Origin of the sequence: Tsukamurella sp. DT100 (assembly GCF_049844855.1) — a bacterium.
GTDB lineage: Bacteria > Actinomycetota > Actinomycetes > Mycobacteriales > Mycobacteriaceae > Tsukamurella.
This window is the reverse complement of sequence record NZ_JBNCLV010000004.1, coordinates 300478-322188: the sequence shown is the minus strand read 5'-3', so window position 1 is coordinate 322188 and position 21711 is coordinate 300478. Positions and strand designations below refer to the sequence as shown.

Here is a 21711-nt window from a genome sequence, read left to right as displayed (position 1 = left end):
GGTGAACGCCGTCAGGGTCGTGCGCCGGGTCCGGGAACGCCCAGGAGGACGCCGCGCATCGAGTCCACCTGCGCGCGCAGCGCCGTGACGACCGCAGCCACCTCCCGCCGCTGCGCGGCCTCGGGCCGCACCACCATCCAGTACTCCAGCTGCACGGAGACGTCGTCGGGCAGCACCCGCACCAGGTCGGGCCGGGCGTCGGCGAGGAAGCAGGGGAGCAGGCCCAGCCCGGCGCCGGCGCAGGTGGCCTCGACGTGGACGAGCACGTTCGTCGAGCTGAGCCGGTCGGTCATGTCGGGTACCAGCACCCGCGCGAGGTCCAGATCGTCGACGGTGAGCATCGAGTCGATGAAGTAGACGAGCGGCCGCCCGGCCAGGTCGCGGGGCCGCTGCGGCGCCCCGTCGGCGGCGAGGTACTCCCGCGAGCCGTACAGGCCGAGCCGGTAGGGCGCGAGCAGCTCGGGTTCCACCCGGTAGGTCTCGGGCCGTCCCACGACGACCTCGACGTCCACGCCCGAGCGGGTCGACGGTGCGCGGCGCGTCACCGTCAGCAGGTCGACGGACAGCCGCGGGTGCGCGCGCCCCAGCTGCGCGATCGCGGGCGCCACGACGCGCGCGCTGAAGCCGTCGGTCGCGGCGATGCGGACCTTGCCGTGCAGGTCGTCGGCGGTGTCGGCGTCGAGGCCGTGCAGCACCGCCTCGATCCGCTCGGCGGCGGTGACGCCGGCGCGGCCCAGTTCGGTGAGCTCCCAGCCGGCGGCGCCGCGGGCGAGCAGCGGCCCGCCGAGTGCCTGCTCGAGGGACGCGACCCGGCGCGAGGCGGTGGTGTGGTTGATGCCCAGCAGGTCGGCCGCGGCGGTGTAACGGCCGGTCCGCGCGACGGCCAGCAGGGTGAGCAGGCCGTCGGCGCTCGGCTCAGGAGTGTGCATGGATGCAGATCCGATCCGCGGATGTGGGCATTGTGTGTGCGATTTTATCCATACATACTGCGTTGAGCATGGCGTGCATCACATCCGTTCGGCGCCGTGATCCGTCGCACAAGGAGTGGATATGACGCAGACCGACCTGGAGCAGCCGCGCGGGCTCCGGAAGATCGTCGCCGCGTCGATGGCCGGCACGGTCGTCGAGTGGTACGAGTTCTTCCTCTACGGCATCGCCGCCACGGTGGTGTTCAACAAGATCTTCTTCAAGGCCGGCGCGAGCGAGTACGACGCGATCATCGCCGCCTTCGTCACCTACGCCGTGGGCTTCGCGGCCCGCCCGGTCGGCGGCATCGTCTTCGGCCACCTCGGCGACAAGCTGGGCCGCAAGAAGCTCCTGCAGGTCTCGATCCTCATGGTCGGCGTCGCGACCTTCCTCATGGGCTGCCTGCCCACCTTCGACCAGATCGGCTACTGGGCGCCCTTCCTGCTCGTGGTCCTGCGCTTCATCCAGGGCTTCGCGGTCGGCGGCGAGTGGGGCGGCGCGGTGCTGCTCGTCGCGGAGCACAGCCCGAACAAGTCCCGCGGCTTCTGGGCGTCGTGGCCGCAGGCCGGCGTTCCGGGCGGCAACCTGGCCGCCACCGTCGTGCTGCTGATCCTGACCAACGCGCTGTCCGAGGCGGACTTCCTCGCGTGGGGCTGGCGCGTCGCGTTCTGGCTGTCAGCCGTGATCGTGCTGGTGGGCTACTACATCCGCACGCAGGTCGACGAGTCGCCGCTGTTCAAGGAGGCCCAGCAGGAGATCGCGAAGGAGAAGGCCGTCTCGTACGGCGTCGTCGAGGTCGTCAAGCGTTACCCCCGCGGCGTGCTCTCGGCGATGGGCCTGCGCTTCGGCGAGAACATCTTCTACTACCTCGTGGTCACCTTCTCGATCACGTACCTCAAGACCGTCGTGAAGATGGACACCTCCGACATCCTGATGTGGCTGCTCATCGCGCACGCCGTGCACTTCGCGGTCATGCCGCTGGCGGGTGCGCTCACCGACCGCGTCGGCCGCCGCCCCGTCTACTGGCTGGGCGCCGCGCTCGCCGCGACGTGGGGCTTCTTCGCCTTCCCGATGTTCGACACCGGCCACGGCGTCGTGGTGGTCGCCGCGGTGACGATCGGCCTGATGTTCCACGCGCTGATGTACGCGCCGCAGCCCGCGATCATGGCGGAGTCCTTCCCGACCCGCATGCGCTACTCGGGCGTCTCGGTCGCCGCGCAGGTCACCTCGGTCGTCGCCGGCTCGCTGGCGCCGATCATCGCGACCAAGCTGCTCAAGGACTTCGGCTCGTCGGTGCCGGTCGCGGTCTACCTCGCCGTCGCCTGCGGCATCACCTTCCTTGCCGTCTTCTTCGTCCGGGAGACCAAGGGCATCGACCTCGCCACGATCGACGAGGAGGACCGGGCGGCCCTGCAGGCCGAGCAGGCCACCGGGGCCCGCGCGTGAAGGCGATGGTGACCGGCGGCGCGGCGGGGATCGGGGCCGCCGTCGCGCGCCGCCTCGCCGCCGACGGTGCCGCCGTCACCGTCGTCGATCGCGACGGCGCCGCCGCGGCGGCGCTGGCCGCGGAGATCGGCGGCACCGCGCTCGAGCTCGACCTCACCGACACGGCCGCCCTCGCGGACCTGAGCCTGGACGTCGACGTGCTCGTCAACAACGCGGGCGTGCAGCACGTCGCGCCGATCGAGGACTTCGACCCGGCCTGGTTCCACCGGATCCTCACGCTGATGCTGGAGGCGCCCTTCCTGCTGACCCGCGCGGCGCTGCCGGGCATGTACGAGCGCGGCTTCGGCCGGATCGTGCACGTCTCCTCGGTGCACGGGCTGCGGGCCTCGAAGTACAAGGCGGCCTACGTCGCGGCCAAGCACGGCGTGGAGGGCCTGTCCAAGGTCACTGCGCTCGAGGGCGGCGAGCACGGCGTCACCAGCAACTGTGTGAACCCGGGCTACGTGCGCACCGCACTGGTCGCGAAGCAGATCGCCGAGCAGGCCGCCGCGCACGGCATCACCGAGCAGCAGGTCACCGACGAGGTCTTCCTCGCGCGCCCCGCGATCAAGCGGCTCATCGAGCCCGCCGAGGTAGCGGGCCTGGTCGCGTGGCTGTGCTCGCCCGGCGCCGCCATGGTCACCGGCGCCGCCTACACGATGGACGGCGGCTGGACCGCGAACTGAGTCGCGGCCGCGGCCGCGAGCGAGGTGCCGGCCCACGCAGCGATCCAGGACACCTCAGCTCCGTTCGCCAATTCGGTTTTGTCGCGCTGAGATGGTGCCGGGCTGAATGCGGCAGGTCTCGCCTGGACAGCTATGCGTACCACGCATGGCTCCTGAAACCGCAGGTCAGTGACGTATCTAGCGCGCTGGGCCATGCGCCGGGCGCATGGCGATCCGCCTCGGCGACTACTGACTGCCCGTGCGCGAGACCCGCGAGAGGCAGCCGGTCGGTCTGCGGCACCCATTCGCGGCTCCCGCGTTCGAGCCCCCATCAGAAGCCGTTCGTCCAGTGAGGGTTCGACCTACCCCCGCGCGGCGTTCGGTCCCCCTTCGAACGCCACGGCGCCCCGCTGCACGGCACGCGCGGCACCATCGGACGCCGCCGCGTGCCCGGTTATGCACGATCCGCATGACCTTGGCTTCGTGAATAGCCACTGACCAGCGAAAACGACGGCCATGCGTCGGACGCATGGCCGTCGCGTGGTGACCCGGCGGATTCGGTGCTCTTCGGCCGGGCCGACCCGGTCGCCGCCCGGGCGGTTCTGGCAGTCTCCTGGGAGTGCGCTCCTCGAGTTGGAGTGGCGCAGTCGCAACGGCTACCGTACGAAGGGCCTGTGACCAGGTATTGCTGTGGTGTAGTCAGGATTGTTGATCAGTGGGTGTGGACCAGACGATGAGCGAACGCGGCGTCGAGCCGACGCCTGAGCCCGTGGCGGCGACGCCCGCGCCCGAGCGGTCCGAGCCCCCAGCGGCACCGTCGAAGCCCAAGCGCGCCGGCGGGCACCTCTTCGAGCTCGACATCGTGCGCATCGTGACCTTCGCGGGCGTCATCTTCGACCACTGCGTCTCGGGCACGACGTTCCCGTTCAGCGTCGCCTCGAACGCGGTCCAGACGATCTTCCACTACACCCGCAACGCCTTCTTCGCGCTCACCGGCTTCGTGCTGGTGTACCAGTACCGCGACCGCAAGCTGGACCCGATCGACTTCTGGCGCCGCCGGTACAAGGCGGTGGGCCTGCCCTTCCTGACCTGGAGCATCTTCTACTGGCTCTATCACATGTACGTGATGTGGCCGCCGGCGTTCTCGAACATCTCGCGCACCTTCGAGACCTGGGAGTCGACGAAGGCCGCGCTCAAGGTGCTGGCGTACGACCTGTTCACCGGCGACGCCTGGTACCACCTCTACTTCGTCTTCGTGACGATGCAGGTGTACCTGATCTTCCCGTTCCTGCTGAAGTTCCTGCGCTGGACCATGGGCTATCACAAGTACGTCCTCGCGGCGAGCTTCGTCTTCCACCTGATCCTGCTGCACTACATGACCACCGCGCGCCCGGAGATGTTCAACTTCGGGCTGCTCGCGAAGCTGTGGAACCACCTGCCGGCGACGATCTTCCCGTACCAGTTCTTCACGCTGCTCGGCTGCATCGCGGCCATGCACATCGAGGAGGTGCGGGCCTGGTTCTCGCGCTTCCGCGGTCGCGTCATCACGATCGCGATCGGCGTCGTCATCGTCACGCTGATCGCGTACGGCTACAAGACCAGCATGGAGGGGATGTTCCCCACCGACGCGGCGAACGTCTTCCGCCCCTACGCCGCGGTGATGTTCGTGATGATCATCCTGGCTCTCTACGCGGCCGGCACCTACTGGTCCGACTACCGGACCGCGGGCTCCTTCTGGGACAAGTTCCTCAAGACCGCCTCCGACCGGTCCTTCGGCATCTTCCTGGTGCACGCCTTCGCGCTACAGGAGCTGGCGCCCACGATCCAGCGCTTCCGGTTCGACGTCTACGCGCCGATCCTCACCATCTGCACGTTCATCGTGACCGCGTTCTTCACCGTCGCGATCAGCGAGGTGCTGCGCCGCACGCCCGTCAGCCTGTGGACCACGGGGCGCAAGATGATCCCGATGGCGAAGCAGAGCCTGAACGTCTCGATCGGCATCGGCGTCGCGATGATCGTGATCGGCGCGCTCTTCTACTGGCCGCTCGACGTGCCCGCCGGCGCCGTCTCGGTGACCCTGGGCGCGGTGCTGCTGGTCTGGCAGGGCCTCGGCCGCACGGTCTTCGCCGGCCCCGCGGGTGCGCGACCGCTGCCCGCGAAGGTCTAGCGCTCGGCCCCGCCGGTTCCCGCTGAGGAATCGGCGGCGACGATGAGCAGCTCGCCGCCCGTGCGCAGGAGCGCTTCGAGATCGGCGTCGGGCCGCTGCAGCCACTGGTCATAGGCGGCGAGCGCGACGCCGAGCGCCATCCACGCGATGGTCTGCGGCGTGTGGTCTCCGGGGGACAGGCCGAGTCGCCGTGCAGCGTGCTCCGCGATCACCTGCCGCCAGTCGGCGTACATGATCATCGAATGCGCCTGCAGCGCGGGCACGGTCAGCAGCAGGTGCATCCGGCGGCGATGGTGCTCGCGCTCGGACTCCGGCACCTGGTTGAAGGCGACGATGGCGTCGCGCAGCTCGGTGCCGAGCGTGCCCGTGCCGGCCGCCTCGTCCAGCAGCCCGCGCAAGCCCTCCAGATGGTCGTCGAACTCGCCCCAGGCGAGCGAGTTCTTCGACGGGTAGTAGCGGAAGAGCGTGCGCCGGGCGATGCCCGCCGCGGCGGCGATGTCGTCGACGCTGGTCTCGTCGAAGCCGTTCTCGATGAACAGGTCGATCGCGACGCCGCTCAGGTGGCCCCGGGTGGTCGCGGAGGGGCGCCCGCCGAGCGGTCCGCTGCGTCCGCGAGGGGGCATCGTCGCCTGCCTTCTTCTCGTGAGTTCCCGCCGGTCGGGGGCTGTGCGCGATCGTACGTCAGGACCGATTCCGTCGAATCCCTATGATTTTGCACCGAGTGCCATTACTGTGTGACGGGAACCACAACGGCAAGCATGAGGAGGTTGGTTCACATGTCCGACAAGGAGACTGCGACGCAGGACGAGCTCGTGACGGAATCGTTGGTGGAGGAAGTATCCATCGACGGCATGTGCGGCGTGTACTGATGACCACCGCGCACGCGCCGGCTCCCGGCGGCCTCACGGCCGCCGGGGCCGACGCCCCCACCGTGTCCTTCGATCCCGGCGCCCCCTGGGCGATCAACCCCCGCGTCGCGGTCCGACCCGAGCCCTTCGGCGCGCTGCTCTACCACTTCGGCACCCGGAAGCTGTCCTTCCTCAAGAACCTCGTCGTCGTCGACGTGGTGCGGTCCCTGCACGAGCACCCGAGCGCCGCAGCCGCGCTCGACGCCGCGGGCATCGCCGCCGACGACCGCCCCCTGTACCTCCACGCGCTCGGCGCGCTCGCCCGCTCCGGGATGATCGTCCCGGCCACCGACCAGGAGTGAGAGACATGACCACCCTCGAACGGCCCCGCCCCGCCCCGGTCGGGCGCCTCGTCGACCAGTTCGAACGCGGCCTCGACGCCCCCATCTGCCTGACGTGGGAGCTCACCTACGCGTGCAACCTCGCCTGCGTGCACTGCCTTTCCAGCTCCGGCAAGCGCGACCCCCGCGAGCTCAGCACCGAGCAGTGCAAGGCCATCATCGACGAGCTGCAGCGCATGCAGGTCTTCTACGTCAACATCGGCGGCGGCGAGCCCACGGTGCGCCCCGACTTCTGGGAGCTCGTGGACTACGCGACCGCGCACCAGGTGGGCGTGAAGTTCTCCACCAACGGCCTACGGATCAACGCGGAGGTCGCCCAGCGCCTCGCGGCCTCCGACTACGTCGACGTGCAGATCTCGCTCGACGGCGCCACCGCCGAGGTGAACGACGCCGTGCGCGGCGCCGGCTCCTTCGCCATGGCGATCACGGCCCTCGAGAACCTCTCCGCGGCGGGCTTCCGCGACGCGAAGATCAGCGTCGTGATGACCCGGCAGAACGTGGCGCAGCTCGACGAGTTCAAGGCCCTCGCCGACCGGTACGGCGCCACCCTGCGCATCACGCGCCTGCGCCCGTCGGGCCGCGGCGCCGACGTCTGGGACGACCTGCACCCCCTGCCCGAGCAGCAGCGCGAGCTGTACGACTGGCTCGTCGCGCACGGCGACGGCGTGCTCACCGGGGACTCCTTCTTCCATCTCTCGGCGTTCGGCGGGAACGACGGTGCCGGTGCCCTGTCCGGCCTCAACCTCTGCGGCGCGGGCCGCGTCGTGTGCCTCATCGATCCCGTCGGAGACGTCTACGCCTGCCCCTTCGCGATCCACGAGAACTTCCTGGCGGGCAACGTCACCGGCGACGGCGGCTTCCAGGAGGTGTGGCAGCGCTCCGAGCTGTTCCGCTCCCTGCGCGAGCCGCAGAGCGCCGGCGCGTGCACGCAGTGCAGCTTCTTCGACTCCTGCCGCGGCGGCTGCATGGCCGCGAAGTTCTTCACCGGCCTGCCGATGGACGGGCCGGACCCGGAATGCGTGCAGGGCTACGGCGAATCGCTGCTGGCGGGGGAGCGCACGAAACCCACTGCCAACAAGGACCACTCGCGCGGCGTGCCGCTCACGCTGATGACCCGGCCGCCGTCGCGCGACTGCGACGAGAACCCGCTCGCCGGATTCGCCCCCACAAGCTCTCCGCGGCCATCGTCGTCGCTCGTGGCGCCTGGCGCGCCGAGCCCCGTTCTACTCCCCGCCACCGCCCGGTCCACATCCGGCTGCTCCTGAAACCCGAGGAACACCATCATGTCCCGACTCTCCGCACTCGCCGAGCGCAACCCGTGGCGCCGCAATCCCTGGTTCGAGACCGTCCACGAGGCGCAGAACCGCGCCCGCAAGCGCCTGCCGCGCACCGTCTACTCGTCCCTCGTGGCGGGCACCCAGGGCGGCGTCACCGTCACCGACAACACCGAGGCCTTCGAGAAACTGGGCTTCGCCCCGCACGTCGTGGGGGCCAAGGCCGAGCGCAACCTCACCACCAAGGTGATGGGGCAGGAGCTGTCCTTCCCGGTGATGATCTCCCCGACGGGCGTCCAGGCCGTCGACCCCGACGGCGAGGTCGCCGTGGCCCGCGCCGCCGCCGCCCGTGGCACCGCGATGGGCCTGTCCAGCTTCGCCAGCAAGCCGGTGGAGGAGGTGACGGAGGTCAACGGGCAGATCTTCTTCCAGATCTACTGGCTCGGCAGCCGCGACGACATCCTCGCCCGCGCGCAGCGGGCCAAGGAGGCGGGCTGCCAGGGGCTCATCGTCACCACCGACTGGGTGTTCAACATCGGGCGGGACTGGGGCAGCCCCGAGATCCCCGAGAAGGTGGACCTCAAGGCGCTCGCGCGGCTCGCCCCCGAGATCGCCGCGAGGCCGCGCTACGCCCTCGACTGGATCCGCGACGGCCGGATCATCGTGCCCGACCTCACCGCGCCCAACCTGGTCGATCGCGGCGAGACCGGCCCCACCTTCTTCGGCGCCTACTACCAGTGGATGAACACCCCGCCGCCCACCTGGGAGGACCTGGAGTGGCTGCGCGAGCAGTGGGGCGGCGAGTTCATGGTCAAGGGCATCACCCGGCTCGACGACGCGAAGCGCGCCGTCGACATCGGCGCCACCGCCATCTCCGTCTCCAATCACGGCGGCAACAACCTCGACGGCACGCCCGCCACCATCCGCGTGCTCGGCCCGATCGCCGACGCCGTCGGGGGCGACGTCGACGTGCTGCTCGACGGCGGCATCCGCCGCGGCGCCGACGTGGTCAAGGCCCTCGCCCTCGGCGCCAAGGCCGTGATGATCGGCCGCGCCTACCTGTTCGGCCTCGCGGCCAACGGCCAGGCGGGCGTCGAGAACGTGCTCGACCTGCTCCGTATGGGCGTCGACTCGACGATGATGGGGCTCGGCCGCGCCGACGTCGCCGAGCTCAGCCGCGACGATCTCATCATCCCCGAGGGCTTCGAGCGCTCCTTCGGCGGCTGAGACCCGTGGCGACCGAGCTGAATTCGCTGACCTGGCCGGAGGTTCCGCCGGCCGGGTCGGTGCTCGTCGTCCCGGTCGGCTCCGTCGAGCAGCACGGGCCGCACCTGCCGCTCGACACCGACACCCGCGTCGCCGCCGTGATCGCGCGGCGCGCCGTCGAGAGGCTCGCCTCCGCACCCGGGCCCGACGGTGCCGTCGTCCTCGCCCCCGCGCTGCCCTACGGCGCGTCCGGCGAGCACGAGGACTTCCCGGGCACGGTCTCGATCGGCACGGCCGCACTGGAACTCGTGCTGGTGGAGCTGGGGCGCAGCGCGTCCCGCTGGGCGGCGCGTATCGCCTTCGTCAACGGGCACGGCGGGAACCTCGACGCGCTGCGCGCCGCGACGGCGCTGCTGCGCTACGAGGGCCGCGACGCCGCGTGGTTCCCGTGCGTCTTCCCGGGCGGCGACGCCCACGCGGGGGAGACGGAGACCTCGGTGCTGCTCGCGCACGCCCCGGCGACGGTGCACGGGGACCGGATCGAGCCGGGGGAGACGGCGCCGATCGGTGAGCTCCTGGACCGGCTGCGCGCCGGCGGCGTGGCGGCGGTCGCGCCGAACGGTGTGCTCGGCGACCCGACCGCGGCCACCGCCGCGCGCGGCACGGAGCTGCTCGCCGGCGCGGTCGACCGCCTCGTCGGCGCACTCGGCCGGTGGACCGTCGGCGACGACGGGCGGTTGCGGTGATCGGCCCCGGATCCGCGCTCCTGCCGGGAGGATTCGCCGTCCGCCTCGACCCGGCGTGCCTGCGCCCCGGCCCGCGGCACCTGCTCGGCGGTTCGCCGATGCGGCTGCTGACTCTGTCGTCCGCCGCCGCCGGGTTGATCGACGACGACGGCACCGTCACCGTCGGCGACGCCGCGACCGCGGGTCTGGCCCGGCGGCTGCTGGATTCCGGTGTCGCCGCGCCGATCGCCGCCGCCGAGGAGGGGGCCGCGGAGATCACCGTCGTGGTCCCCGTCCGCGACGATCAGGCCGGCGTCGACCGCCTGCTGCGCGCACTCCCCGGCCTGCCGGTCGTGGTCGTCGACGACGGCTCCACGGTCCCGATCCGCGTGCCCGGCGACCCCGCCGTGCGGCTCCTCCGCCTCGAGGAGAACCGCGGACCCGCGCACGCCCGCAACCGCGGCGCCGCACTCGTCGCCACCGACCTCGTCGCCTTCCTCGACGCCGACACCGTGCCCCGGCCCGGCTGGGCCGACGTGCTCCGCGCCCGGCTCGCCGACCCGACGGTGGCCGTGGCCGCGCCCCGCGTCGTCGGCCTCGAGCGTGCGCCGTGGACGCGACCCGTCGCGCGGTACGCGGGCCTGCACTCCAGCCTGGACATGGGGCCGCGGCCCGGCGCGGCACGGCCGGGGAACCCCGTCGCCTACGTGCCGTCGGCAGCGATGCTGGTCCGGCGCACCGCCTTCGAGGCCGTCGGCGGGTTCGACGACGACCTCCGGGTCGCCGAGGACGTGGACCTGTGCTGGCGCCTCGCCGCCGCCGGGTGGACGGTGCGGTACGAGCCCGCCGCGCGGGTGGGGCACGACCACCGGACCACGGCGCGGGCGCTGCTCGGCCGGCGCCGCTTCTACGGCACCGGCGCCGCGGAGCTGGCCCGCAGGCACGGCGCGCACGCCGCGCCGGTGGTCACCTCGGTCCCGGCGGCGCTCGCGGCCGTCGGCGTCCTGTCGGGGACCCGGACGGGGCTCGCGGGCGCCGCGGCGATCCACGGCTGGACCTTCGTGCGCCTGCGCGGTCGCTTGCGCGAGGTCCCCCGCGCCGACGCGGTCGCCGCACGGATCACCGCCCGCGCCGCGTACTTCGGCGCCCAGCAGGGGCTCGCGGCGCTGCTCCGGCACTACTGGCCGGCGACCGCGGCGGCGGCGCTCCTCTCGCGGCGGTTCCGGCGGCGAGTGCTGATCGCGGCCGCGGTGGAACCCGTCGTGACGTGGGCGGCCGCGGTGCGCCGGGAACCGTCGGCCCCGCACCCGGACCCCGTCACGTGGGCCGTGCTGCACCGCCTCGACGACCTCGCCTACGGACTCGGCGTCTGGCAGGGGGCCGTGGCGCGCGGCGAGATCGGGGCCCTGCGGCCCAGGATCACGCGCTGACATGGCCGGCGGCGCGCGGCTCACCGCGGACACGGTCGTCGTGGGGGCGGGCAGCGCCGGCCTGGTGATCGCGCAGGCCCTGAGCGGCGACCGGGATGTCGTGTTGCTCGAGGGCGGGCCGATCGCCGCGCCAGCCGCCGCCACGCGGCGTCTCACCGCCCTGCCCCTCGGCGGTGACCGCGTCCGGCGGTACCGCGAGTCCCGCGAGTCCCGCGGTCGGGACGTGGTGCGCGGCAGGGGGCTGGGTGGTTCGGCCGTCGTCAACGGCGGCTACTTCCTGCGCGGTCACCGGAGCGACTACGCGGCGTGGCCGTGGCCGCAGGAGGGGATCGCCGCGGCGTTCGACCGCGTCGACGGCGGCGCCGCCGGAGGCGGCTTCATGCGGGTCTCGGAGTTCGCGGACGCCGAACTGGGAGCGGTGGCGAAGCGCTTCGAATCCTACTGGCGCGCGGAGGGTCTCGATTCGTCGTCGGCTGCGCCGTGGCCGGGGACCGGGCTCAACCGCGTCCGGTCCAACCGGCACGACGGCGGGCGCTGGACCGCGGCCGACGCGCTGCCGCCGTCGGCGAGCGGCACCACCCTCCTTCGCGCCACCGCGACCGCGCTGATCGAAGCCCGCGGTGCGATCGTGGGCGTGCACACGACGGCGGGGCGGATCGATGCCGCCGAGATCGTTCTCGCGGCGGGCACGCTGGGGTCCGGCGCCCTGCTGTCGCCGTGGACGGGGCCCCTGGGAACGTTCGAGCATCCCGAGCGCATCGTCCGGTTCACCCCGCGTGCGCCCCTGCGGCGGGTCCCGCTCCTCCAGACTGTCCTCCACACCGCGGACGGACTCGAACTCCGCTGCTACGGCGACGACTTCGCGTCCTACATCCCGGGCGTGGGGCGTCGCGGGGTGCCGATCGGGATCGCTGACATGAGCAGCCCGACCCGCGGCGTGCTCGCGCCGAGCGGCGTCCTCGACCTCGGCGAGCCCGACGCGGAGTCCCGGGCGCGGATGGCGCGCGGCGTGGACCAGGTCGTCGCCATGCTCGGCTCGCCCGCGTTCGCGGACGTCGTGGCGCCGGGCTCGATCGTCGTCGATCCGGTCGTCGGCGTGTCCTCGCACGCCTGGGGAACGCTGCCGCTCGGGGAGCGCGTCGATGCCGGGGGACGGATCGACGGCGTCGACGGGGTGCGGGTCGTCGACGGCTCGGTCCTGCCCGAGCTCCTGCGGAGCGGCCCGCACGCGAGCATCCTCGCCGCGGCGTCGCTGATCGCCGAGACGATCCGCGCCGAATGATCAAGGAGCGGGGAAGCTACCGGCCGGCGGCCGCCGCCTCGAACAGCCAGGACATCACCAGCGCACCGGGATCCGGCACGCCGATCACGGCGTCGCCGAGGTAGCTGGCCCGGCCGCGCGAGGCGGTGCTGTCCGCCGTCGCCGCCACGCCCTGCGCCGCCGCGGCCGCCGCGTCGGCGAGCGAGCCGCCGGCGTCGAGGACATCGGCGGCGGGGGAGATCGCATCCACCACCGTCTTGTCGCCGACCCGTGCGCCGCCCAGTTCGACCACCGCGTCGAGCCCGGCGCGCACGCCGCGCGCGAAGCCGGCACCGTCGGCCTGCAGGGCCCGGCCGAGCTCGGTGAAGAAGGTCCCGAAGACGGCGCCCGAGGTGCCGCCCGCACGCACCAGGTACGACGTGGACATGGCGTCGAGGACCTCGCCGTCGGTACCGCGCAGGGGGAGCGGGAAGTGGCCGAGCGCGGCGGCCATGTTGGTGCCGAAGTCGCCGTCGCCGGCCTTGCGGTCCAGCTCCGTCAGCTCGTCCACCGACCGCTGCACGCGGCCGACGAAGTCCGACAGCCAGACGTTCGGCTCGCCGGTGTCGGCGGAGTCGTCCGGCCGGGACTGCGCGAGCGGGTCCAGGTACGACGGCGCCGTGGCCGCGTTCGGCCAGCCCGGCGCGGACGTGGGCGCGTCCCACAGCGCGACGAGCTCGTCGTCGAGGGGGACCACCGTGAGGGAGGCGCCGGCCATGTCGAGGGCGGTGACGAGGCGCCCGACCAGCGAGCGCGCGACCTCGATCCCGCGCTCGCCGAGCTGTTTGACCGCCTCGGCGAAGATCACGCCGGTCTCCAGGTCGGTGACCGCGCCCAGGTTGTTGACCACGACCAGCGCGCGGTCGCCGGAGCCGAGGCCGGTGCCGGGCAGGATCCGCGCCAGCAGGTCGGTGACGATCTCCTCGGCGGCGGTCGCGGGCCGCTCGTCGCGGGCGCGCTCGCCGTGGATGCCGACGCCGAAGGCCATGTGCCCGGCGGGCAGGTCGAACGACGGGGCGTCGGAGCCCGGCACGTTGCAGGCGGAGAAGGAGACGGCCATGGAGCGGGCGCGGGCCGCGGCCCGGCGGCCGACCGCGGCCACCTCCGCGAGCGACGATCCCCGGTCGGCGGCCGCGCCGCAGATCTTCTCCACGATGACCGTGGCCGCGGTGCCGCGCCGCCCGGGGCCGGAGGTGTCCTCGGTCGCGACGTCGTCGTCGACCAGCACGAACTCGGTGGCGACGGCCGGCGCGTCGCCGTCGGGGGCGCCGACGAGGCGGCGGGCGACGGCGAAGTTCATCACGTCGCCGGTGTAGTTCTTCACCACGTGCACGACGCCGGCGCCGGTGTCCACCGCGCGGGTCGCGGCCGCCACCTGCACGGCGTTGGGGGAGGTGAAGATCAGGCCCGGGCAGGCCGCGTCGAGCATGCCCGCGCCGATCAGCCCGACGTGCATCGGCTCGTGCCCGGAGCCGCCGCCGGAGACGACGGCGACGCCGGAGGCCCGGGGCGTGCGGCGGGCGACGAAGCCCGCGTCGTGCCAGGCCGCGTCGGGGTGGGCCGCGAGGACGCCGCGCAGCCCGTCGGTGAAGAGGGATCCGGCGGAGTTCTCGAAGCGCGCGCGATGGGTCACGGCTTCACGTTAGCGAGGTATGTGCAACTCCGCGTGGCCTTCCCGGATGACCGTGAACGCCGACGTGGGGAACTTGGCGAAGGTGAAGGTGGGGTCGAGGATCTGCGCCGCCTCGGCGAGCCCGGGGTCGTGGCCCACCACGAGCACCGTCGTCGCGTCGCCCCGTTCCGCCTCCACGATGTCGAGGATCTCGGCGCCCGTCGCCCCGTACAGCGCGGGCAGGTGGCGCACCGGCGCGTCGACGGCGGCCCGCTCCAGCGTCGCCTGCGCGCGCTCGGCGGTCGAGCACAGCACCAGGTCCACGTCGTGCCCGTACCGGCGGATCGCCTTGCCGGCGAGCCCGGCCTGCCGGACGCCGCGCGGCGCCAGCGGGCGGTCGTGATCCTTCACCTTGTCGGGGTAGGCGGACTTGCCGTGCCGCAGCAGGATCAGGGTGTCCATATCGGACACCCTACGGGGTGAACCAGGACAGCATCCGTCCCGAACCGGGCGCCGCCGGGCCGTCGTCGAGGTCCAGCAGCACGACGGTGCCCGGCGCGAAGCCGGGGAGCTCCGCGCCCGGGTCGAGTTGCGCCGCCGCCTCGGGGAGGCCGGGGAAGTGCGCCACCACCAGCAGCACGTCGACGTCGCCGGGGACGCCGTTGATCTCGTCCAGCACGCGGCGGCCCGGGCACTCGTAGAGCTCCTCGGTCGCCGTCATCGGGCAGCGCAGGTCCATCGCGTGGAAGGTCTCGACGGTGCGCCGCGCGGACGAGACGAGCGCGTGACCGGGTTCGAGGCCCTGCTCGGCGAGCCAGGCCGCGGACCGTCGGGCCTGGTCGCGACCGTTCGCGCTGATCGGGCGGGCCTCGTCGGGGATCGACATGCCCGACTCGCCGTGTCGCATGAGCGCCAGCACCGTCATGCCCCGATCTTGCCCTGCCGGGAATGCGTACATTGGTGACATGGCTGGAAAAGAGCTCGATCCCGCGCGCAAGAAGGCCGCGCTGGACGTCGTGAAGCAGCACCCGGGGATGGTCGCGGCGATGGCCGCGCCCGCGCTGGTGGTCGTCGCCGTCGGCTGGTTCATCGGTGGTGCGGGCCTCGGCCTGCTCCTGCTGGTGGCGTTCGGCGTGCTCGGCGCCGTCGGCCTGTCGCGGCTGCTGCGCGCCCGGTAGTCGTGCGGGTCGACGCCTGGCTGTGGGCGGTGCGGCTGACCAAGACTCGGTCGGCCGCCGCCACGGCTTGCCGTGGCGGGCACGTGCGCGTCAACGGCGCCACCGCCAAACCGGCTCAGCACATCGTGGTGGGCGACGAGGTGCGGCTGCGGCTCGCCGGCCGGGAGCGGATCGTCGAGGTCGCCACCCTCATCCCCAAGCGGGTCGGCGCGCCCGTCGCCGCCACCTGCTACCTCGACCACAGCCCGCCGCCCCCGCCGCGGGAGATCGTGCTGTCCATGCCGCAGCGCGACCGGGGCGCGGGGCGCCCCACCAAGCGCGAGCGGCGCGAGACCGACCGGCTGCTGGGGCGCGAATGACGGCGCCGATGCAGGCGCGGGTGCGTCGCGCGGCGCCCGGCGACGCCGGCGCTGTGGCCGCGCTCGCCGCCCGCACCTTCCCCCTGGCGTGCCCGCCGTCGCTGGCGCGCGAGCACGTCGCGGCCTTCGTGGCGACGCACCTCAGCGAGGCCGAGTTCGACCGGCACCTCGCCGATCCCGACCACCGGGTCCTCGTGGTCGACGGGGCGGACGGCCCCGTCGGGTACGCCCTGGTGCTGCACGGCGCGCACGACGAGGGGCCCGCGGCGCTGCGCGGCGCACCGTCGGCCTACCTGTCAAAGCTCTACGTGGACCCGGACCACCACGGCGGCGGGGTCGCCCGCGCCCTGCTCGACGCGGTCCGCGCCGACGCGGCGGGCCTGCCCGTGTGGCTCGGCGTGAACGCCGACAACGCCCGGGCCAAGCGGTTCTACGCCAAGTCGGGGTTCGTGACGGCGGGGGTGCGCGAGTTCACCGTCGGCGGCACGACCTTCGTCGACGACGTGCTCGTCCTCGCCGACACCGCGGGGGAGTAGAGGCGGGTGTACTCGTCGCGGCCGCGCAGCTCCAGCTCGTCGGTGAACCGCCAGTGCTGCGACTCGGCCTCGCGGGCGCCCATGATCGCCGGCTCGGACGCCACCGGCAGCGAGGTGTCGCGCTTGGCGACCTCGGACAGGCGCGCCGACTCGTTGACCGGGTCGCCGATCACGGTGTACTCGTAGCGCTCGATCGCGCCGACGTTGCCCGCCACGACCACGCCGTAGGAGACCCCGATCCCGGCCCGCAGGTCCGGCACCGCCGCGGGCAGGCGGTCCGCGATGAGCCGCGAGGTGCGCAGGGCCCCGCCCGCCGGATCCGGGTGCGGCAGCGGCGCGCCGAAGACCGCGAGCACCGCGTCGCCCTCGAACTTGTTGACCAGGCCGTCGTTCTCCTCGACGGCGGTCACGATGACCTCGAAGAACCGGTTGAGCAGCTCGACCACCTCGGTCGCCGGGCGCTGCCGGGCCAGCGTCGTCGAGCCCACGACGTCGATGAAGAGCACGCCGACGACCTCCTCGGAACCGCCGAGCTGGACGCCCCAGCCGAGCGCCGCTTCCGCGACGTCGCGGCCCACGTGCCGGCCGAACAGGTCCCGCAGCCGCTCCCGCTCGGCGAGGCCGGTGGTCATCTCGTTGAACCCGGCCTGCAGCTCGCCCATGTCGGAGCCGTCGAAGATGCGCACGGCCACGTCGGTCTCGCCGTCGCGGACGCGGCGGATCGCGCCGCCGAGGACGCGCAGGGGCGCGATCAGGGCGTCGATGTTGAGCAGGCTGATGAGCGGCCCGGTGAGCAGCGCGATCGCGGCCAGTGCCGCGACGGCGACGAAGATGTCGAGCTTGGTGGTGTCGTCGCGGAAGGTGCCGAACAGCACCACGAGGAAGATGCCCAGGATCGGCACGCCCGAGCCGATCGCCCAGGCGGTGGCGGCCCGCATCCGCAGCCGGCCCTTGCGCGGTGCGCGGTACCCGGCCTCCAGCGCCGCCGCGGCCGCGGGGCGCAGCGCGAACTCCGTGATCTGGTACGAGATGGCGCACACGACGACCCCGGACAGGCCCGTGACCAGCGCGATCTTGGGAATCAGGTCGGGGTTGATGGCGCCGTAGCCGACGGTCATCACGACGGTGCCGACGCCCCACAGCAGCGCCTCCAGGGCGGTCAGGCGCCACGGCCCGACGATCGCCGCCTTCGCCTGCGCCGCGTTCGGCTCCTCGCGGCGGATCGACCAGCGCAGCGACCGGACCAGCCGGACCGTGCCGATCGTCGCGCCGAGCACGAAGGCGATCCCGATGTACAGCGGCACCACCAGGTAGTTCATCCACCAGGCGTCCCACGGGATCGACGGCTCCGGGATGCCGACGGTGGCCAGCGCGATGGCCAGGCCGACGCCGATGAGGTTGGCGACGACCACGCCGATGGTGATCACCAGCTGCACCCGGACGCGGGTCAGGCGGGAGCTGTCGTCGGCCGACCCCAGGAGGATCGAACCGTAGTCGGCGCGGAGCCGGGGCAGCTTCATGCTGCTAAGTTACCGGGTCATCACCGCCAGACGGGGGACCGTTTCTCCAGGAACGCCGTCATACCCTCCTGCGCGTCCGGGATCATCGCGTTGGTCGCCATCACCTCGGACATGGCGGCGTAGGCGTCCGGCTCGGTCCGATCGATCTGGTCGTAGAAGGCGCGCTTGCCGATCGCCAGCGTTGCGCCGCTGGATTCCGCGATGCGGTGCGCTAGGCCGGTGACGGTCGCCTCGAGCTGGTCGGCGGGGACGGCGGCGTTGATCAGGCCCCACTCGACCGCGGTCTCGGCGTTGATCATCTCGCCGGTCAGCAGCATCTGCATCGCGCGCTTGCGGCCGACGGCCCGGGTGAGCGGGATCATCGGCGTCGAGCAGAACAGCCCGATCTTCACGCCGGGCGTCGAGAACCGCGCGTCGGAGGTCGCGATCGCCAGGTCGCAGGTCGCCACGAGCTGGCAGCCGGCGGCCAGCGCCATGCCCTGCACCTGCGCGATCACGGGCTGCCGCACGCGGTGCACCGCGGCCATGAGGTCGGTGCAGGCGGCGAAGATCTCGCGCTCCTCGTCGAGGGTGCGGCCGACCATCTCGCTCAGGTCGTGGCCCGCCGAGAACGCCGGCCCCTCGGCACGGATCACGATGACCCGCACCGCGGGGTCGGCGTCGAAGCCGTCGAGCGCGGCGGTGGCCGCCCGCATCGTGGCGAGCGAGAGGGGGTTGCGCCGCCCGGCGGCCCCGAGGGTGAGGACCCCCAGGCCGTCGGCGACGTGCGTGCGAAGCGGTGCGGCGTCCGTCATCCCTCGACGGTAACGACTACACCTCGCCGGACGCGAGAAGTTCGTCGAGCTTGGCGTAGCCGTCGTTGACGCCCTTCTCCATGCCGCTGGCCAGCATGCCGTCGCGGCTCTCGAAGCTGTCGAGCAGCGAGACCGAGTGCATCCGCGTGCGGCCGTCGCCGAGGTCCTCGAAGGTCATGGTCTCGAGCGACACCGCGTCGGGCCACTCGTCGAAGGTGAAGGTCTGCACGATCCGGTCCTCTCGAACGTCGTGGAAGCTGCCGTGGAACGAGTAGCGCTCGTCGCCACGGGTGTTGTTGTACGCCCAGCTGCCGCCGGTGCGCGCGTCCCAGTGCACGATCTCGGTGGCGATGTCCGACGGTCCCACCCAGCGCGCGTAGAGCTCGGGGTCGGTGTGCGCGCGGAACAACTGCGCGGGGGTCGCCTGGAAGTCGCGGGTGATGGTGATGCTGGGCAGGGTGGCGGAGGCCTCGATGGCGGCCTCGGCGTGGACGTTGGTCATGATGCTGCTCCTTCTTCGGTGGGGTTGGGGTTCTCTTGTGCGTTCAATTCGGCCAGCACCGCGTCGAGGCGCTGGTAGCGCTGTTCGGCGCGGCGCCGGTACCGCTCGATCCACCCGTTCATGAGGTCGAAGATCTCCGCCTCCAGGTGGGCGGGCCGCGCCTGGGCGCGGCGGGTCCTGCTGATCAGGCCGGCGTTCTCGAGCACGGTGAGGTGTTTCGAGACGGCCTGGATGCTCACGTCGTAGCGCTCCGCGATCTCCGTGAGCGTGGCGTCGCCGTCCGAGAGGCGGGCGACGATGTCGCGGCGCGTGGGGTCCGCGAGTGCCGCGAACGCCTTGGACAGGTCGTCGATGTCGTCGTTCGTGGTGCACCTCCTTCGTGTTCAACCAATCTGTTGAATACGACGGTACGCCCTCTCCTCCCGTTGTTCAACCCCTGAGTTGAAAAAGGTTCGACATGACGGTCCGCGGCGCGCCGGGCCGATGCCGGTGCTAAGAACGACGCATGCGATCAGCCGTCCGCACCGCGCCCCGCGTCCTCCTCGTGCTGCTCGCGATGCTGCTCGTCGTTGCGCCGCTGCCGGCGCAGGCCGACCCGGTGCCGCCGTCGGGCGGGGTGCTGCGGGTGGGCACCGAGGGCGTCTACCAGGTGTACAGCTACCACGACGATGCCGGGAAGCTCACGGGCTACGACGTCGAGATGATCACCGCCATCGCCGATAAGGCCGGGATGCGGGTGGAGTTCGTGGAGACGCCCTGGGACTCGATGTTCTCCGCGCTGGAGGCGAACCGGCTGGACCTGGTGGCGAACCAGGTCGCCGCGAGTCCCGCCCGCGCCGCCAAGTACGACCTGTCCGACTCGTACAGCACGGCGAGCGGATCGATCCTGGTCCGCAAGGACGACGATGCGGTGAAGTCCCTGGACGACATCCGCGGCAGGCTCGCCGCCCAGAGCTCCACGAGCAGCTGGTCCGGCGTCGCGGAGAAGGCGGGCGCGCGGATCGAGCCGGTCGCGGGATTCACCGAAGCGGCGACGTTGCTCGCGCAGGGCCGCGTGGACGTGGTGGTCAACGACACTGGCGTGATCCGCAACTACCTCGCGGTCAACCACACGGCGCCGGTGAAGATCGCCGCCGAGACCCCCGACAAGTCCGAGTCGGTGTTCGCGGCCCGCAAGGGATCCGGGCTCTTGCCGGCGATCAACCGCGGCCTCGCCGAGATCCGAGCCGACGGCACCGCCGAACGGATCTCGCAGAAGTACTTCGGCGCGGACAGTGCCGCGCCGAAGCAGTCCACCACCTGGGACCTGGTGCGGCGCAGCCTGGTTCCGCTGCTGGAGGCCATGGTCACGAAGACCCTGCCGCTCACCGCGATCAGCTTCGCGATCGGACTCGTCCTCGCGCTGGCCGTCGCGCTCGCGCGGATGTCCGCCCGGCGCCTGCTCCGCGCGCTGGCGATGGTCTACATCTCGGTGATCCGTGGCACGCCGCTGCTGGTGCAGCTGGTGATCATCTTCTACGGCCTGCCCGCGCTCGGCCTGGTCTTCGATCCCTTCTTCGCGGCGGTGATCGCCTTCTCGCTCAACGTGGGCGGCTACGCGGCGGAGATCATCCGCGCCGCGATCGGCGCGGTGCCGCGCGGGCAGTGGGAGGCGGCCACCACGATCGGTATGGACTACAGCACCGCGCTGCGCCGGATCATCCTGCCGCAGGCCGCCCGCACCGCGACCCCGCCGCTCGCGAACACGCTGCTCTCGCTCGTCAAGGACACCTCGCTGGCGTCCACCATCCTCGTGACCGAGGTGTTCCGGCAGGCGCAGATCGCCGCGGCACCCACGTTCGACTTCCTCGTCATGTACGTGGTCGCCGCCTGCTACTACTGGGTGGTCTGCCAGCTGCTGAGCGTGCTGCAGTCGCACCTCGAGAACCGATTCGAAAGGTACGTGGCGCGATGACCGACCTGATCTCGGTGCGCGGTCTGACCAAGTCCTTCGGCGAGGTGGAGGTGCTGCGTGGCATCGACTTCGCCGTCCCGGAGGGCACGGTCACGGTCATCATCGGGCCGTCCGGATCCGGGAAGACGACGGTGCTCCGCTCGCTCAACGCGCTCGAGTTGCCGGACGGGGGCACCGTCACCGTCGGCGATGCGACGGTGGACTTCGGGGCCGGCACGCCCGGCAAGGCCGAACTGTCGCGCTACCGCGCGCAGAGCGCGATGGTCTTCCAGTCGCACAACCTCTTCCCGCACTTCACCGCGCTGCGGAACGTGACCGAGGGGCCCGTCGTCGTGCAGAAGCGCCCGGCGGCCGAGGTCGAGGCGGAGGCACGGGAGCTGCTCGCGCGGGTCGGGCTGAAGGACCACGCCGACAAGTACCCGCACCAACTCTCGGGCGGGCAGCAGCAGCGCGTCGGGATCGCGCGGGCCCTCGCGCTGCGGCCACGGGTCGTGCTGTTCGACGAGCCCACCTCGGCGCTCGACCCCGAGCTGGTCGGCGACGTCCTCACCGTGATGCGCGACCTGGCGACCGAGGGCCGCACGATGGTGGTGGTGACGCACGAGATGACCTTCGCTCGCGAGGTCGCCGACCAGGTGCTGTTCGTCGACCGCGGCACCGTCCTCGAGGCGGGCCGCCCCGCCGACGTGATCGGCGCCCCGCAGCACGCGCGCACGCGGGAGTTCCTCGACCGCATCCTGCGCCCGCTGTAGGGCGGAAACCGGGTCGCGGGCGCACCGCGCGGGTCTC

At 72.3% G+C, this 21711-nt stretch carries 24 protein-coding genes; 15 read left to right on the top strand and 9 right to left on the bottom strand.

The genetic code is table 11. The features are described from left to right. Nucleotides 1-11 precede the first annotated feature (11 nt). A complete protein-coding gene (locus tag ACLQ3K_RS11790; protein WP_425999480.1) occupies nucleotides 12-929 on the bottom strand; it encodes a LysR family transcriptional regulator in 918 nt (305 codons plus the stop codon). Nucleotides 930-1050: 121 nt separating this feature from the next. On the opposite strand from ACLQ3K_RS11790, the gene ACLQ3K_RS11785 reads away from it, so the two are divergent. The 3 genes from ACLQ3K_RS11785 (at nucleotide 1051) to ACLQ3K_RS11775 (ending at nucleotide 5283) form a co-directional block, all read left to right on the top strand. Beyond that, the gene (locus ACLQ3K_RS11785) at nucleotides 1051-2412 is read left to right on the top strand and encodes an MFS transporter (RefSeq protein WP_425999478.1); all 1362 of its coding nucleotides are present in this window, start codon (nucleotides 1051-1053) and stop codon (nucleotides 2410-2412) included. 5 nt (nucleotides 2413-2417) lie between these two features. Next, a complete protein-coding gene (locus ACLQ3K_RS11780; protein ID WP_425999815.1) occupies nucleotides 2418-3137 on the top strand; it encodes a 3-hydroxybutyrate dehydrogenase in 720 nt (239 codons plus the stop codon). A gap of 712 nt (nucleotides 3138-3849) precedes the next feature. Next, on the top strand, nucleotides 3850-5283 hold the full coding sequence (locus ACLQ3K_RS11775) for an acyltransferase (RefSeq protein WP_425999476.1): 1434 nt from the start codon (nucleotides 3850-3852) through the stop codon (nucleotides 5281-5283). On the opposite strand, the gene mftR is transcribed toward ACLQ3K_RS11775, so the two are convergent. After that, entirely contained in the window at nucleotides 5280-5906 is a 627-nt protein-coding gene (gene mftR, locus ACLQ3K_RS11770) for a mycofactocin system transcriptional regulator (RefSeq protein ID WP_425999474.1), read from the bottom strand. The genes ACLQ3K_RS11775 and mftR overlap by 4 nt on opposite strands. A 153-nt stretch (nucleotides 5907-6059) precedes the next feature. On the opposite strand from mftR, the gene mftA reads away from it, so the two are divergent. The 7 genes from mftA to mftG are packed head-to-tail and all read left to right on the top strand — an operon-like array spanning nucleotide 6060 to nucleotide 12449. Then, entirely contained in the window at nucleotides 6060-6152 is a 93-nt protein-coding gene (gene mftA, locus ACLQ3K_RS11765) for a mycofactocin precursor MftA (protein ID WP_114515824.1), read from the top strand. After that, entirely contained in the window at nucleotides 6152-6493 is a 342-nt protein-coding gene (gene mftB, locus ACLQ3K_RS11760) for a mycofactocin biosynthesis chaperone MftB (protein WP_425999471.1), read from the top strand. Before mftA ends, mftB begins: the two co-directional genes overlap by 1 nt. A 5-nt stretch (nucleotides 6494-6498) precedes the next feature. Then, the gene (gene mftC, locus ACLQ3K_RS11755) at nucleotides 6499-7797 is read left to right on the top strand and encodes a mycofactocin radical SAM maturase (protein ID WP_425999469.1); all 1299 of its coding nucleotides are present in this window, start codon (nucleotides 6499-6501) and stop codon (nucleotides 7795-7797) included. An 18-nt stretch (nucleotides 7798-7815) separates the two neighbouring features. Continuing rightward, complete coding sequence (gene mftD / locus ACLQ3K_RS11750) at nucleotides 7816-9033, top strand: pre-mycofactocin synthase MftD (protein ID WP_425999467.1); 1218 nt, start codon at nucleotides 7816-7818, stop codon at nucleotides 9031-9033. Further along, entirely contained in the window at nucleotides 9030-9758 is a 729-nt protein-coding gene (gene mftE / locus ACLQ3K_RS11745; RefSeq protein WP_336670138.1) for a mycofactocin biosynthesis peptidyl-dipeptidase MftE, read from the top strand. Before mftD ends, mftE begins: the two co-directional genes overlap by 4 nt. Further along, nucleotides 9755-11167: a mycofactocin biosynthesis glycosyltransferase MftF gene (gene mftF / locus ACLQ3K_RS11740; RefSeq protein WP_425999465.1), complete on the top strand. Its 1413-nt coding sequence runs from the start codon at nucleotides 9755-9757 to the stop codon at nucleotides 11165-11167. Before mftE ends, mftF begins: the two co-directional genes overlap by 4 nt. Nucleotide 11168: 1 nt before the next feature. Continuing rightward, entirely contained in the window at nucleotides 11169-12449 is a 1281-nt protein-coding gene (gene mftG, locus ACLQ3K_RS11735; protein WP_425999463.1) for a mycofactocin system GMC family oxidoreductase MftG, read from the top strand. Between the two features lie 16 nt (nucleotides 12450-12465). Here the strand turns inward: mftG and ACLQ3K_RS11730 are convergent, their stop codons facing one another. The 3 genes from ACLQ3K_RS11730 to ACLQ3K_RS11720 are packed head-to-tail and all read right to left on the bottom strand — an operon-like array spanning nucleotide 12466 to nucleotide 15004. Beyond that, complete coding sequence (locus ACLQ3K_RS11730; protein WP_425999461.1) at nucleotides 12466-14100, bottom strand: dihydroxyacetone kinase family protein; 1635 nt, start codon at nucleotides 14098-14100, stop codon at nucleotides 12466-12468. A 9-nt stretch (nucleotides 14101-14109) separates the two neighbouring features. Continuing rightward, nucleotides 14110-14541 (bottom strand): SixA phosphatase family protein, encoded by a 432-nt coding sequence (locus ACLQ3K_RS11725; protein WP_224646854.1) that lies wholly within the window; start codon nucleotides 14539-14541, stop codon nucleotides 14110-14112. A 10-nt stretch (nucleotides 14542-14551) separates the two neighbouring features. Continuing rightward, entirely contained in the window at nucleotides 14552-15004 is a 453-nt protein-coding gene (locus ACLQ3K_RS11720; RefSeq protein WP_425999459.1) for a SixA phosphatase family protein, read from the bottom strand. Nucleotides 15005-15044: 40 nt separating this feature from the next. Here ACLQ3K_RS11720 and ACLQ3K_RS11715 point away from each other — a divergent pair, with 40 nt between their 5' ends. The 3 genes from ACLQ3K_RS11715 to ACLQ3K_RS11705 are packed head-to-tail and all read left to right on the top strand — an operon-like array spanning nucleotide 15045 to nucleotide 16152. Next, nucleotides 15045-15257, top strand: a complete 213-nt coding sequence (locus tag ACLQ3K_RS11715) for a hypothetical protein (protein ID WP_068524038.1) — start codon at nucleotides 15045-15047, stop codon at nucleotides 15255-15257. Between the two features lie 2 nt (nucleotides 15258-15259). After that, nucleotides 15260-15616, top strand: a complete 357-nt coding sequence (locus ACLQ3K_RS11710; RefSeq protein ID WP_224646856.1) for an RNA-binding S4 domain-containing protein — start codon at nucleotides 15260-15262, stop codon at nucleotides 15614-15616. Next, nucleotides 15613-16152, top strand: coding sequence for a GNAT family N-acetyltransferase (locus ACLQ3K_RS11705; protein WP_425999456.1), 540 nt, complete (start codon nucleotides 15613-15615; stop codon nucleotides 16150-16152). Before ACLQ3K_RS11710 ends, ACLQ3K_RS11705 begins: the two co-directional genes overlap by 4 nt. Here the strand turns inward: ACLQ3K_RS11705 and ACLQ3K_RS11700 are convergent. The 4 genes from ACLQ3K_RS11700 to ACLQ3K_RS11685 are packed head-to-tail and all read right to left on the bottom strand — an operon-like array spanning nucleotide 16047 to nucleotide 19321. Next, on the bottom strand, nucleotides 16047-17672 hold the full coding sequence (locus ACLQ3K_RS11700; RefSeq protein ID WP_425999454.1) for an adenylate/guanylate cyclase domain-containing protein: 1626 nt from the start codon (nucleotides 17670-17672) through the stop codon (nucleotides 16047-16049). The two genes, ACLQ3K_RS11705 and ACLQ3K_RS11700, sit on opposite strands and share 106 nt — an antisense overlap. A gap of 20 nt (nucleotides 17673-17692) precedes the next feature. Continuing rightward, the gene (locus ACLQ3K_RS11695; protein ID WP_425999452.1) at nucleotides 17693-18466 is read right to left on the bottom strand and encodes an enoyl-CoA hydratase; all 774 of its coding nucleotides are present in this window, start codon (nucleotides 18464-18466) and stop codon (nucleotides 17693-17695) included. Nucleotides 18467-18482: 16 nt separating this feature from the next. Next, on the bottom strand, nucleotides 18483-18968 hold the full coding sequence (locus tag ACLQ3K_RS11690) for an SRPBCC family protein (protein ID WP_425999450.1): 486 nt from the start codon (nucleotides 18966-18968) through the stop codon (nucleotides 18483-18485). Then, nucleotides 18965-19321, bottom strand: coding sequence for an ArsR/SmtB family transcription factor (locus tag ACLQ3K_RS11685; protein WP_425999813.1), 357 nt, complete (start codon nucleotides 19319-19321; stop codon nucleotides 18965-18967). The genes ACLQ3K_RS11690 and ACLQ3K_RS11685 overlap by 4 nt, the downstream gene beginning before the upstream one ends. 152 nt (nucleotides 19322-19473) lie before the next feature. Here ACLQ3K_RS11685 and ACLQ3K_RS11680 point away from each other — a divergent pair, with 152 nt between their 5' ends. Both ACLQ3K_RS11680 and ACLQ3K_RS11675 read left to right on the top strand, forming a co-directional pair. After that, nucleotides 19474-20922 carry an ABC transporter substrate-binding protein/permease gene (locus ACLQ3K_RS11680; RefSeq protein WP_425999448.1) on the top strand — a complete coding sequence of 483 codons (1449 nt, stop codon included), beginning with the start codon at nucleotides 19474-19476 and terminating at the stop codon, nucleotides 20920-20922. Then, nucleotides 20919-21674: an amino acid ABC transporter ATP-binding protein gene (locus ACLQ3K_RS11675; protein ID WP_425999446.1), complete on the top strand. Its 756-nt coding sequence runs from the start codon at nucleotides 20919-20921 to the stop codon at nucleotides 21672-21674. The genes ACLQ3K_RS11680 and ACLQ3K_RS11675 overlap by 4 nt, the downstream gene beginning before the upstream one ends. The last annotated feature ends 37 nt before the right edge of the window (nucleotides 21675-21711 follow it).